Annotated in this window: 9 protein-coding genes; 6 read left to right on the top strand and 3 right to left on the bottom strand. The window is 67.8% G+C overall.

Features of this window, described 5'->3' with window-relative positions; genetic code table 11:
• Positions 1–25: 25 nt before the first annotated feature.
• Positions 26–2,215 carry a glycoside hydrolase family 3 C-terminal domain-containing protein gene (locus tag DL991_RS26905; protein ID WP_233599003.1) on the bottom strand — a complete coding sequence of 730 codons (2,190 nt, stop codon included), beginning with the start codon at positions 2,213–2,215 and terminating at the stop codon, positions 26–28.
• A 254-nt stretch (positions 2,216–2,469) separates the two neighbouring features.
• Between DL991_RS26905 and DL991_RS26910 the strand changes: the two genes are divergently transcribed.
• Together DL991_RS26910 and DL991_RS26915 are read left to right on the top strand one after the other, a co-directional pair.
• Positions 2,470–5,457, top strand: coding sequence for a glycoside hydrolase family 3 protein (locus tag DL991_RS26910; RefSeq protein WP_199754059.1), 2,988 nt, complete (start codon positions 2,470–2,472; stop codon positions 5,455–5,457).
• A gap of 38 nt (positions 5,458–5,495) precedes the next feature.
• Positions 5,496–6,191, top strand: a complete 696-nt coding sequence (locus DL991_RS26915) for a hypothetical protein (RefSeq protein WP_125787129.1) — start codon at positions 5,496–5,498, stop codon at positions 6,189–6,191.
• Between the two features lie 145 nt (positions 6,192–6,336).
• Here the strand turns inward: DL991_RS26915 and DL991_RS26920 are convergent, their stop codons facing one another.
• The gene (locus DL991_RS26920) at positions 6,337–7,950 is read right to left on the bottom strand and encodes a peptide chain release factor 3 (RefSeq protein ID WP_125787130.1); all 1,614 of its coding nucleotides are present in this window, start codon (positions 7,948–7,950) and stop codon (positions 6,337–6,339) included.
• A 245-nt stretch (positions 7,951–8,195) separates the two neighbouring features.
• Here DL991_RS26920 and DL991_RS26925 point away from each other — a divergent pair, with 245 nt between their 5' ends.
• Positions 8,196–9,650: a SulP family inorganic anion transporter gene (locus DL991_RS26925; RefSeq protein ID WP_233599004.1), complete on the top strand. Its 1,455-nt coding sequence runs from the start codon at positions 8,196–8,198 to the stop codon at positions 9,648–9,650.
• Here DL991_RS26925 and DL991_RS26930 read toward each other — a convergent pair.
• Positions 9,634–10,044 (bottom strand): helix-turn-helix transcriptional regulator, encoded by a 411-nt coding sequence (locus DL991_RS26930; protein ID WP_199746695.1) that lies wholly within the window; start codon positions 10,042–10,044, stop codon positions 9,634–9,636. The genes DL991_RS26925 and DL991_RS26930 overlap by 17 nt on opposite strands.
• A gap of 128 nt (positions 10,045–10,172) precedes the next feature.
• Between DL991_RS26930 and DL991_RS26935 the strand changes: the two genes are divergently transcribed.
• Genes DL991_RS26935 through DL991_RS26945 form a run of 3 tightly spaced genes read left to right on the top strand, consistent with a single transcriptional unit; the run spans position 10,173 to position 12,736 of the window.
• Positions 10,173–10,577, top strand: a complete 405-nt coding sequence (locus tag DL991_RS26935; RefSeq protein ID WP_125787132.1) for an arsenate reductase ArsC — start codon at positions 10,173–10,175, stop codon at positions 10,575–10,577.
• 33 nt (positions 10,578–10,610) lie between these two features.
• Positions 10,611–11,678 (top strand): ACR3 family arsenite efflux transporter, encoded by a 1,068-nt coding sequence (gene arsB, locus DL991_RS26940; RefSeq protein ID WP_125787133.1) that lies wholly within the window; start codon positions 10,611–10,613, stop codon positions 11,676–11,678.
• A complete protein-coding gene (locus DL991_RS26945; protein WP_125787134.1) occupies positions 11,675–12,736 on the top strand; it encodes an ArsO family NAD(P)H-dependent flavin-containing monooxygenase in 1,062 nt (353 codons plus the stop codon). Before arsB ends, DL991_RS26945 begins: the two co-directional genes overlap by 4 nt.
• Positions 12,737–12,751: the final 15 nt, after the last annotated feature.

Genomic DNA, 12,751 nt, shown 5'->3' on the forward strand with positions numbered 1-12,751 from the left:
AGGGAGTCGAATCGATTCGACGGGCTCAGCCCTTGCTCAGCTCGATCAACCGCGGCAAGGCGTCGGTGGGCAGGTCGACACCACGATAGGCCATGAGTTTGGTGAACTGGCGCATCGGCATCGAAGCGACCATCCGCATCCAGTCCACGCTGCTCTCGACCCGGTTGCTCTGCCCGGCGAGCAGCTCGCCGAGCTCGGGACCCACGATCGGGTGGCCGAACCACTCCTCGACCGTCGAGTCGATCGACAGGACCGGGATGATGACGTCGCCGGCCAGCGTGATGGGCGCTTCGGCGACGACGTGCGCGGCGCTGAGGCCGATCTGGACGGTGTACTCGCCGGGCGAGACCACCCATCGGCACAGTTCGATGTCGTACCAGGCGAAAGCGCGGCGATCGAGGGCGAGCTCGACCCGCCGGGTCTCGCCAGGTTCGAGCAAGATCTTGGCGAACGCGCGGAGCTCCCGTGCCGGGCTGCGGACGGGAGCCGCGCCGGTGGCGACGTAGACCTGGACGACGTGTTTACCGGTCCGGGTTCCGGTGTTGGTGACGTTCACCGCGACGGTGGCGGAGTCGTCGCCCGTCGCCGTGACCGTCGGTTCGCCGGTTTCGAAAGTCGTGTAGGACAAGCCGTGGCCGAAGGGGTACCGGACCGCGACCTCGGCGGTTTCGTAGTAGCGATAGCCGACCATGACCCCTTCGCCGTATCGGACGTGGCCCGACTCGCCGGGGAAGTTGAGATAGCTGGGGTTGTCCTGCAAACGCAACGGAATGCTCTCGGCGAGATGCCCCGACGGGTTGGTGACGCCGAAGATGAGGTCGGCGAGCGCGCTGCCGCCTGCCTGGCCGAGCAGCCAGCCGTCGAGAACGGCGTCGACGTCGTCGTGCCAGCCCTCCAGTGACACCACGCCGCCGTGGGAGAGGACGACCACGGCGCGCCTGCTCGCCGCCGCGACCGCCTTGATGAGTTCCACCTGCGCCGCGGGGAGGTCGATGGTGTCCCGGTCGAAGCCCTCGGATTCGTCCCTTTCGCCCAGACCGGCGAAGACCACCGCGACGTCCGCCTCACGGGCGATCTCGACGGCGTTGTCGGCAAGGCCGCTCGCGTAGGTCACGGATTCGCCCAGTGCCCGGATCGCGTCGAGCGCGGTGTCGACCCGGGTGGGATTGACGTGGGAGCTGCCGCCGCCCTGGAAGCGGGGGTTCGCGGCGAACTCGCCGATGACCGCCACCGCCGACCGCGTGGTCAGGGGCAGCGTGTCCCGGTCGTTCTTCAGCAGGACGGCGCAGTCGGCGGCGACCTCTTTCGCCACCCGGTGCTGCTCGCCGGGGTCCACGTCGCCGCTCGGCGGCAACGCCCGGCCGGTGAGGGCGAGAACCCGGCGGACACTCCGGTCGACGACGGCCTCGTCGAGTTCTCCGCTCCGCACCGCTGCCACGATCTCGGCGTCGCCGCTGCCGCCGGTGCCCGGCATCTCGAGGTCCAGCCCGGCCACGAGCGCGGCGACCCGGTCGTTCACCGCGCCCCAGTCCGAGACGACGGCGCCGTCGAAACCCCATTCGTCGCGAAGGACGTCGGTGAGCAGACGGCGGTTCTGGGAGGCGTAGACGCCGTTGACCCGGTTGTACGAGCACATCACCGTCGCCGGATGCGCTTCGGTCACGACACGTTCGAACACCGGGAAGTAGATCTCGCGCAGGGTCCGCTCGTCGACCTCCACGCTGACCCGCATCCGGTCGGTCTCCTGGTTGTTGGCCGCGAAATGCTTCACCGACGCGCCCGCGCCTTCGGCCTGCATGGCCCGCACATAGGCGCTGGCGAGCACCCCGCTCAGCAACGGGTCTTCGGAGTAGTACTCGAAATTCCGGCCGCACAACGGGGACCGCTTGATGTTCACGCCCGGACCGAGTACCACCGAGACCCCGGCCGCGCGGGCTTCCCTGCCGATGGCCGCGCCGATCCGCGCGGCGACCTCGGGATCCCAGCTGGAACCCACCGCGACCGACGGCGGGAAACACGTGGCGGACACGCTGTCGTGGACGCCGAGGTTGTCCGCCTCGCTGTCCTGCCTTCGCAGGCCGTGCGGGCCGTCGGAGAGCAGGATCGACGGGATCCCCGCGGCCTCGATCGCCTCGGTGTGCCAGAAGTCGCGGCCGGACAGCAGTGAAGCCTTCTGTTCGAGCGTGAGGCCGGTGGGTTCGATCTGGGAGGTCAACGGGGATTCCTTCCGGGCGGGAACTGTCCACTGTGTTCGAGAGTGCCAGACGGATACGCCGACGGCACGAGACGGCCGAGCGAGCATTGTCTCGCCGTGTCCTGTCCGCTAACATCGCCTTAACGCGACTGTCGAATCGTTTCGACAATCGAATCTCTCGCTCGATCGCCCCACGATCACCACCGCACGAAACTCGCCGAGTATCGCCGCCCCGTTTCGTCGAAGCGCTTCGATTATCTCGCGATGGAGTCTTCATGAGCAGAGCAGCTCTCCTTGTCCGCCCACGCCGGATGGGCATGGTCGCCACGACGATCGCCCTGGTGCTTGGCCTCGCCTCACCCGCGGTCGCGGACGAGCTGAACGCTCTTCCGTTCCGTGATCCGGGCCTTCCACTGGCCACGCGGGTGGACGACCTGGTGGGGCGGCTGACCCTCGCGGAGAAGGTGTCCTTGCTGCACCAGTTCCAGCCGGCGATCCCGCGGCTGGGCATCCCCGAATTCAAAACGGGAACCGAAGCCCTCCACGGCCTCGGCTGGACGACGGAGCGCACGAACGGCGCCGTCGTGACCGCGAACGCCACGGTCTTCCCCCAGGCGATCGGGCTCGCTTCGACCTGGGACCCGGCCTTGATCGAACAGGTCGGCGCGGTCGTCGGTGACGAGGCGAGGGGTTACCACTCGCAGGATCCCGGATTCTGGGGGCTTCAGCTGTGGGCGCCGGTGGTGAACCTGCTGCGTGATCCGCGATGGGGGCGCAACGAGGAGGGGTACTCCGAAGATCCGCTGCTGACCGGGGCCATCTCGACGGCGTACGGCAAGGGGATGACCGGCGACCATCCGGAGTACCTCAAAACCGCTCCGGTACTGAAGCACTACCTGGCCAACAACAACGAGATCCGCCGCGACACCACGTCGTCCAACCTGCGCCCGCGAGTGCTGCGCGAATACGACGAGCAGGCGTTCAAACCGGCCATCGCGGCCGACGCGGCGACCGGCGTGATGGGGTCGTACAACCTTGTCAACGGAAGGCCCGCGACGGTCAACCCCGACCTGAACGACGTCGTGCGGACCTGGACCGGCAAGACGCTCTACAACGTCAGCGACGCGTCCGCCCCGTACAACCTGACAGGTTCCGAGAAGTACTACGCGACCAACGAGGAAGGCTTCGCGGCCACCCTCAAAGCCGGTCTCGACGGCTTCACCGTCGACAACCAGAACCCCGGCCCCACCATCAAGATCATCACGTCCGCGCTCGCCAAGGGGTTGCTCGCCGAGGCCGACATCGACAAGGCGGTGAAGCACGTCCTGAGCATCCGCTTCCGGCTCGGTGACTTCGATCCGGACGGCGGCCCGTACGCCAAGATCGGCAAGGACGTGGTCAACAGTCCGGCGCACCGGCAGCTCGCCCGCAAGTCGGCGGGCGAGGCCATGGTGCTGCTGAAGAACGACCGCGGTGCCCTCCCGCTGGACCCGAAGCGCGGTGTCGCGGTCATCGGGCCGCTGGAGAAGACCCTGTACACCGACTGGTACTCCGGCGGACTGCCGTACAAGGTGACCCCGCTGGACGGGATCCGCGCGCGGCTCGGCGGCGGGGCACAGGTCACCGACACCGAGGCCGTCGACCGGATCGCCTTGCGCGACGCCACCACCGGCAAGTACCTCGGCGGCGGCGCCGGCGATGCGGGCGCGGTGCTCAAGACCGGCGCCACCAGCGTCGGGGCCACGGAACAGTTCGACGCCTTCGAGTGGGGCGACGGCGTGCTGACCTTGCGCAGTGTCGCGAACGGGAAGTACGTCGAGCGCCAGAATCTCGCCGATGCCACCAGCCCGTTCCTCAACCAGGCGCCGCAGCCGCGGGACTGGTTCGTCCACCAGCAGTTCGAACTGGAGGACGCGGGTGACGGCACGGTCGTGATCAGGTACGCCGGTTACGAGCTCCCGAACGACTGGGACGGGCCGAACAGCTACCTCACCGTCGCCGCCGACGGCACGCTGACCTTGGGCTCGCCGAACGCGGCGGGAGCGACCAAGTTCCGCAAGGAGCAGCTGACCTCAGGCATCGACAGCGCGGTGAAGGCGGCGCGATCGGCCGAAACGGCGGTCGTGGTCGTGGGCAGCATGCCGTTCATCAACGGCAGGGAAGACCACGACCGCACCTCGACGGCGCTGGCGGGCAGCCAGAGCGAGCTGATCAAGGCCGTGCGCGCGGCGAATCCGAACACCGTCGTGGTGGTGGAGAACAGCTATCCCACGACCTTGAACTGGGAGCAGGAGAACATCCCGGCGATCGTGTGGACCTCACACGCCGGTCAGGAGACCGGCAACGCGCTCGCCGACGTGCTGTACGGCGATGTGAACCCGGCGGGCCGCCTCACCCAGACCTGGTACCGCTCGGACGACGAACTCCCGGACATCCTCGACTACGACATCATGAAACGCGGCAGCACCTACCAGTACTTCACCGGTGACCCGCTCTACGCCTTCGGACACGGCCTGTCCTACACGAACTTCCGCTACAGCGACCTGCGCCTCGGCAAGCCGGGTCCACAAGGGACGTTCGAAGCGACGGTGAAGGTGACCAACACCGGGAAACGCGTCGGCGACGAGGTGGTGCAGCTCTACACCCATCAGCTCGTCTCCCGCGACAAACAACCGCATCAGCGGCTCCGTGACTTCGAGCGGGTGCGCCTGGAGCCTGGGCAGACCAAGACTGTGCGCCTGTCGGTGCCCGACCTCCGGCATTGGGACGTCACCCGGGGCAAATGGGTGCTGGAATCGTCCGTCCACGACGTGATGGTCGGCGCGTCCGCTTCCGACATCCGGCTGCGCTCGGTGCTTCCCGTGCGTGGCGAGCAGATCCCGCCGCGCGACCTGACGCGGGACACCAGGGCGATCGACTTCGACGACTACTCGGGTGTCGAACTGGTCGACGAAAGCAAGGTCCGCGGCGACGCGGTCGGTGTCGGCGCGGGAGACTGGCTGCGCTTCAGCGACGTGGACTTCGCGCCCGGGGCGAGGACATTCACCGCCAGGACGGCTCGCGCCGAAACGGGAACGTCCACTGTGGAAATCCGGCTCGGCGGCCCGCGCGGCAGACTGGCGGGAACCGCGCGGATCGCCAGTACCGGCGACAAGTACACGTACTCGACGACCACCACGACGTTGTCCGGGCTGAGTGGACGTCACGACGTCTACCTGGTCTTCACCTCCGATTCGAGAATCAGCACGTTTTCTCTGCGGTAGCGGTCCATTTGGTGAAAAGGCACGGAAGGAACCCGGCTATGCGTAGGCAAACGCGATCCTTGATGGGCAGTGTCGTCCTGGCGTTGGTCGCCACACTGGTGATAGGAGGGACGGCACAAGCTGCCACCTGGAACTCTTCGGACAAGTGGGGGAGCTGGTCGAACGGCGGCTACACCGTCCGCAACAACGTCTGGGGCGGAGGCGCCGGCCCGCAGTCGATCTGGGCGAACTCCTACAGCAACTTCGGCGTCTGGGCGAACCACCCGAACACCGGTGGGGTGAAGTCGTATCCGCATTCGGCGAAGAACGTCGGCCGCCAGTTGAGCGGACTGCGGAGCCTTTCCAGCAGTTTCAACGTCTCCAGGCCGGGTGGCGGCGCATACGCGACGGCGTACGACATCTGGGCGAACAACAACGCCTACGAGATCATGCTGTGGATGAACAAGCAGGGCGCGGTGGGCGCGATCGGCTCGAAGGAGACCACGGTCTCCGTGGGCGGCCACACCTGGGACGTCTACCGGGGGAGCAACGGCGCCAACGCGGTGTTCTCGTTCCTGCGCACTTCCAACACGAACGCGGGTTCGGTCGACGTGCTCGCCGTGCTGAACTGGATCAAGAACCGCGGCTGGTACGGCGACGTGACGGTCGGTGAAGTGCAGTTCGGCTTCGAGATCACGTCGTCCAGCGGCGGGATGAACTTCTCGTCGAACAGTTATTCCGTTTCGTCGTCCTGATCGGCGAGCGAGTGGGGTGACGTAGTACCGCACTCGCGTGATCAGACACGGTTCTCGCGTGTTTAAAGACGTATCTCGCGTGTTTGGAGACGTATCTCGCGTTCGCTCTGCTTGCCTGGCCGCGCGCAGCCGGGGGCGGCGTCGATCAGCCGCCCTCGGCCACCAAGGGCTCCAGCGCCAGGTCGGGATTCGCTCGCATCACGAGCCGCAGTGCCAATTCGTCGGCGAAGAGGGCAAGGTCGGCGCCGTCGAGGCGAGTGAGGACCTCGCTGTTTCGGCCCTTGTCCACGAGGGGACGCTGGCTGGGGTCGGTGAGGCGCCGGGCCACCTGGTAGGACAGATGATCCAGCCGGATCGGTGAGCCGAATTCGGCCTCCATGCGGTGGGCGGCGACCTCGAACTGCATAGGCCCGACAGCGGCGAACACCGGTGCGGCGTCACCGCGCAGGTCCGACCGCAGCACCTGTACCACGCCCTCCGCGCCGAGCTGCTCGACACCCTTGCGGAACTGCTTGGCGCGGCCGAGATCGGTGGGCCGGGCGACGGCGAAATGAGCGGGGGCGAAGCTGGGCAGGCCGGGGAACCGCACGGCGGGCTTGCCGGAGTGCAGCGTGTCGCCGACCCGCAGCGCGGTGGCGTTGACCAGCCCGATGACGTCCCCTGGATAGGCGGTGTCCACTGTGGAGCGTTGCTGGCCGAACACCTGCTGCACGTATTTGGTGGCGAAGGGTTTGCCGGTGGTGGCGTTGGTGACGACCATGCCGCGTTCGAACACCCCGGAGCACACGCGGGCGAACGCCACCTGGTCGCGGTGCGCGGGGTCCATTCCGGTCTGGACCTTGAACACGAACGCCGAGAACGGCGCGTCCAAGGCGCGGATCCGGCTCTCGGCGTCCGCGCGCGGGGCGGGCCGCGGCGCGAGTTCGACCAGTAGGTCCAGCAGATGGCGGACGCCGAAGTTGCGGACGGCCGCGCCGAACAGCACCGGGGTCGCGGTGGCGGCGAAGAAGCGGGACGCGTCGAACTCGCCGTCTGCGGCGCGCAGGAGCTCCGATTCCTCCTGGGCCTGCGTCCAGTCGGCGCCGAGGTCGGCCTCCGCCTCCTGGGCGCCGAGACGCTCGTCCAGCGCGAGGGTCGTCCCGTGCGCGGTGGGAAGGTAGCGAACGAACTCCCCGCTCGAGACGTCGAGGACGCCGCGCAGGTGTCCGGCCGTCCCGACCGGCCAGGTCAGCGGCATGGGTTGCAGGCCGATCCGGTCGGTGAGCTCGTCGCACAACTGCAAGGCTTCCCGGCCCGGCCGGTCCCACTTGTTGATGAAGGTGATCACCGGGATCCCGCGGTAGCGGCAGACGTCGAACAGTTTCAGCGTCTGCGGCTCCAGTCCCTTGGCGGCGTCGAGCAGCATGACGGCGGAGTCGACGGCCGAGAGGACCCGGTAGGTGTCTTCGGAGAAGTCCGCGTGCCCCGGCGTGTCCAGCAGGTTGATCACGGTGTCGCCGTAGACGAACTGCAGCGCGGCGGAGGTGATGGAGATGCCGCGTGCGCGTTCCATCTCCATCCAGTCCGAGGTCACCCCACGTCGTCCGGCCTTGCCGTGCACGGCGCCGGCCTGCGAGATCACCTGTGCGTGGAGCGCCAGTGCCTCGGTCAGCGTCGACTTGCCGGCGTCGGGGTGGCTGATGACGGCGAACGTCCGGCGACGGCTCGCCTCGGCGATCACCTCGGGCCGTTCGGCCTGGACTGTGTTGCCTGCCGTCACACTCGACTCCTCCGGACTGCGATCATCAGCGTCTGCCGCTGGGTCCAGTTCACCTCACCGGCTTTCCCCGTCCGAAACCGGGGTTGCCCGGCCGACGTGATCACGGCCTCATTCGGCGGGGGAGGTTCGACGCCGGGGCGATTCGCTCGACTAACGTCAAGCGCTCATCAAGCCTCCAGCGCGCCGTGGCAGTGATCGCGCCCGAGAAGTCAGGTCGTCGGTCTGTGTCGAGTCTCGTGACCCAGGTGTTCACGCGCCCCTCGTGGCTGTCACCCAAGGTCGCCCGCACCGAAATCCTCGCCGGTCTGGTGGTCGCGCTCGCGTTGATCCCGGAGGCGATCTCCTTCTCGATCATCGCGGGTGTGGACCCGAGCGTGGGGCTGTTCGCGTCGTTCACCATGGCGGTGGTGATCTCGATCGTGGGCGGACGGTCGGCGATGATCTCCGCCGCGACCGGTGCGATCGCGCTCGTGGTCGCGCCACTGGCCCGTGAGCACGGGCTGAGCTACCTGATCGCCACGGTGATCCTGGGTGGTCTGTTCCAGATCGTGCTCGGCTCGCTGGGCGTGGCGAGGCTGATGCGGTTCGTGCCGCGCAGCGTGATGGTCGGCTTCGTCAACGCGCTGGCGATCCTGATCTTCCTGGCGCAGGTGCCAGAACTGATCGATGTGCCGTGGCCGGTGTACCCGCTGTTCGCCGGCGGTCTCGTGCTCATGGTGCTGTTCCCGAAGCTGACCAAGGTGGTTCCGGCGCCGCTGGTGTCCATCGTGGCCTTGACGGTGCTGACGATCGCCGCCGGTATCGCGGTTCCGACCGTAGGCGACAAGGGCGCGCTGCCATCCTCGTTGCCAGTGCCGGGTATCCCGGATGTGCCGTTCACGTTCGACACCCTCGCGCTCCTGGCCCCGTACGCGATCGCGTTCGCGCTGGTGGGGCTGATGGAGTCGCTGATGACCGCGAAGCTGGTCGACGACATCACCGACACCCACTCCAACAAGACCCGCGAGTCCATCGGCCAAGGCATTGCCAACATCGTCACCGGCTTTTTCGGCGGCATGGGTGGCTGCGCGATGATCGGTCAGACCATGATCAACGTGAAGACCGCCGGTGCCCGGACCCGCTTGTCGACGTTCCTGGCCGGGACGTTCCTGATGATCCTGTGCATCGTCTTCGGTCCGCTGGTCTCACAGATCCCGATGGCGGCCCTGGTGGCCGTGATGGTCCTGGTCGCGTTCGGCACCTTCGACTGGCACAGTGTCTCCCCGGCCACGCTCAAACGGATGCCGTGGGGCGAGATCATCGTCATGGTCGTCACCGTGGCCGTCGTGGTGGCCACCGGCAATCTCGCCATCGGTGTGGTCGTCGGCTCGATCACCGCCATGGTGATCTTCGCGCGCCGCGTCGCGCACCTGGTCGAGGTGACCGCCGTGGTCGATCCGGACGGCACCCAGGTCGTGTACGCCGTCACCGGCGAGCTGTTCTTCGCCTCCAGCAATGATCTGGTCTACCGGTTCGACTACGCGAACGACCCGGAGAAGGTCGTCATCGACCTCACCGACGCTCATATCTGGGACGCCTCCACCGTCGCCGCGCTCGACGCGATCACCACCAAGTACGAGTCACGGGGCAAGACCGTGGAGATCGTCGGGTTGAACAAGCACAGTGCCCGCATGCACGCGAAACTCACCGGCGGTCACTGACACGCCGTCCGGTGAGGCGGGCCGGTCGATCGGCGAGCGGGCCGCCTGAGCGAAGCAGGCTTTCGAGGGTTTCGAGCGGTTCGGGGACGACGGTGTACCAACTCCAGGTGCCGCGCCGCTCCCGGTCGAGGATGCCGGCGGAGACCAGCACGCGCAGATGATGGCTGAGCGACGGCTGGGGCATGTCGAACTCCTCGGCCAGGTCGCAGAAGCACGCCTCGCCGCCGGGGGAGTACCGCACCAGCGACAGCAGGCGGATTCGCACCGGGTCCGACAGCGCCTTGAAGAGCTTCGCCGCCGCCTCGGCGTCGCCGGGGTCGACGACCGCGGCGGGTTCGGCCATCAGCAGGGTCACCGCGATCGGTTTCCGGGTTCGGCCGTTCTCGCTCGCCACGGGGCCTCCTTCGCTGCTGACGTCCGCCGAAGCCCACCATACCCGTTGAATTGACAAAGCTCGATCCAAGCTCTTCAATTGCATCGGCATACTTCGATTCAGTCAGGGACCGGCGAAAGGAAACGGGTATGACCCGCACGCCCGAGGTGTTGTTCGTCTGCGTGCACAACGCCGGCCGCTCGCAGCTGGCCGCCGCGCTGTTGCAGCACTACTCCCTCGGACGCATCGCCGTCCGGTCCGCGGGCTCCGAGCCCGCGGAGAAGGTGAACCCGGCCGCCGCCGCGGCACTGGCCGAATGGGGTCTGGACATCACCGCCGAGGTGCCGAGCAAACTGTCCACAGAGGACGTCGAAGCCTCCGATGTGGTGATCACCATGGGTTGCGGCGACACCTGCCCGGTGTTCCCCGGCAAGCGGTATCTCGACTGGCCGCTGGAGGACCCGGCAGGGCAAGGCGTGGAGGCCGTTCGCCCGATCCGCGACGAGATCGACCGGCGGGTCCGCGGCTTGGTCACCGAAATCCTCGACGCCTGATCCTCGCTTCCGACTTTCTGGAGACCAGCCCCCGTGACTCGAACCGCAGACAAGGCCGACGCCGACGTCCTGCACAAACTGTCCTTTCTGGACCGATTCCTCCCGGTTTGGATCATCGTCGCGATGGGCGCCGGGCTCCTGCTCGGCAGCGTGATCCCTGGTCTGCAGGGTGTGCTGGACGCGGTGAAGATCGGGCAGGTCTCCTTGCCGATCGCGCTCGGTCTGTTGCTGATGATGTACCCGGTGCTGGCGAAGGTCCGCTACGACAAGCTCGACACCGTGACCAAGGACAAGCGCACGATGGTGCTCTCCTTGGTGCTGAACTGGATTCTCGGCCCGGCGCTGATGTTCGCGCTCGCCTGGCTGATGCTGCCCGATCTGCCCGAGTACCGGACCGGGCTGATCATCGTCGGCCTCGCCCGCTGCATCGCGATGGTGATCATCTGGAACGACCTCGCCTGCGGCGACCGGGAGGCCGCGGCGGTGCTGGTCGCGCTGAACTCGGTCTTCCAGGTGGTCATGTTCGGCGTGCTCGGCTGGTTCTACCTCGACCTGCTGCCGGGATGGCTCGGCCTCGATACCGCCAGCATCGACTTCTCGCCGTGGGAGATCGCGCTCAGTGTCGTCATCTTCCTCGGTATCCCGCTCGCCGCCGGATACCTCTCGCGCCGCATCGGGGAGCGGAGCAAGGGGCGCGACTGGTACGAGGGTGAGTTCCTGCCCAAGATCGGCCCGATCGCGCTCTACGGCCTGCTGTTCACCATCGTGATCCTGTTCGCCCTGCAAGGCGACAACATCACCTCCCGCCCGTTCGACGTCGCCCGGATCGCGCTGCCGCTGCTGGTGTACTTCGCGATCATGTGGATCGGCGGCTACCTGCTTGGCAAGGCGTCCGGTCTGTCGTACGAGCGCACCACGACACTGGCGTTCACAGCCGCGGGCAACAACTTCGAGCTGGCGATCGCCGTCGCCATCGGCGTCTTCGGCGTGACGTCGGGGCAGGCGCTCGCCGGGGTGGTCGGGCCACTGATCGAGGTGCCGGTGCTGGTCGCGCTGGTCTACGTGAGCCTCTGGCTGCGGAAACGCTGGACCGCGGAATGACCGGAGCCGCGCAGGTAGTGGTCATCGGCGGGGGACAGGCCGGTCTCGCCGCGGGCTACCATCTGCGCCGCGCGGGCTTGGACTTCGTCATCCTCGACGCTCAAGCCCAGCCGGGCGGCGCCTGGCTGCAAGGCTGGGACTCGCTGCGCTTGTTCTCCCCGGCGCGGCACAGTTCCCTGCCAGGGTGGCCGATGCCGCCTTACCCAGGCCCCGGTTATCCGACCGCCGAGCATGTCGTCGAGTACCTCGCCGCGTACGAGAAGCGCTACGAACTCCCGATCCGCCGAGGGGAGACGGTGAACGCCGTTTCCCGGGACGGCGACCGTTTCCAGGTGAGCACCGATACCGGGGACTGGAGCGCCGAGGCGGTCATCAGCGCCACCGGAACCTGGTGGCGTCCCTTTCTTCCGCTGATGCCCGGCGGGTTCACCGGTCGCCGGCTGCACACCGTGGACTACCGCGGTCCGGACGAGTTCGCGGGCCAGGACGTCGTGGTGGTCGGTGGCGGGAACTCCGGCGCGCAGATCGCCGCCGACCTCGCGGGCACGGCGAACCTGACCTGGGTCACCCGCCGCCCGCCGCGCTACCTGCCCGACCACATCGACGGCAAGGCGCTCTTCGACGTCGCCACCCGGCGCCGCCAAGCCCTCGAGACCGGACAGGCCGACACGGCCGGAGTCGCCGGGCTGGGTGACATCGTCGCCGTCCAGCCCGTTCGCGAGGCCCGTGACGCGGGGCTGCTGCGGCCGCGTGAGATGTTCGCGCGACTCGACGGCGACGGTCCCCTGTGGACAGACGGCACCCGTCAGCACGCCGACGCGGTCATCTGGTGCACCGGGTTCCGCCCCGCACTCGGCCATCTCGCGCCGTTGCGGTTGCGTACCACCCGCGGCCGCATCCCCACCGAAGGCACCCGCGCCGAAGCCGAGCCCCGGCTGCACTTTCTCGGCTACGGAGACTGGACCGGCCCGGCGTCGGCCACGATCATCGGCGTCGGCATGACCGCGCGGGCAGCGGTCACCGACCTCAAGGCCGCGCTGGACGCCGACAGCGCGTGACTCGTTGCCCCGGAC

This window comes from Amycolatopsis sp. WAC 01375, assembly GCF_003947325.1.
In the GTDB taxonomy this organism is placed as follows: domain Bacteria; phylum Actinomycetota; class Actinomycetes; order Mycobacteriales; family Pseudonocardiaceae; genus Amycolatopsis.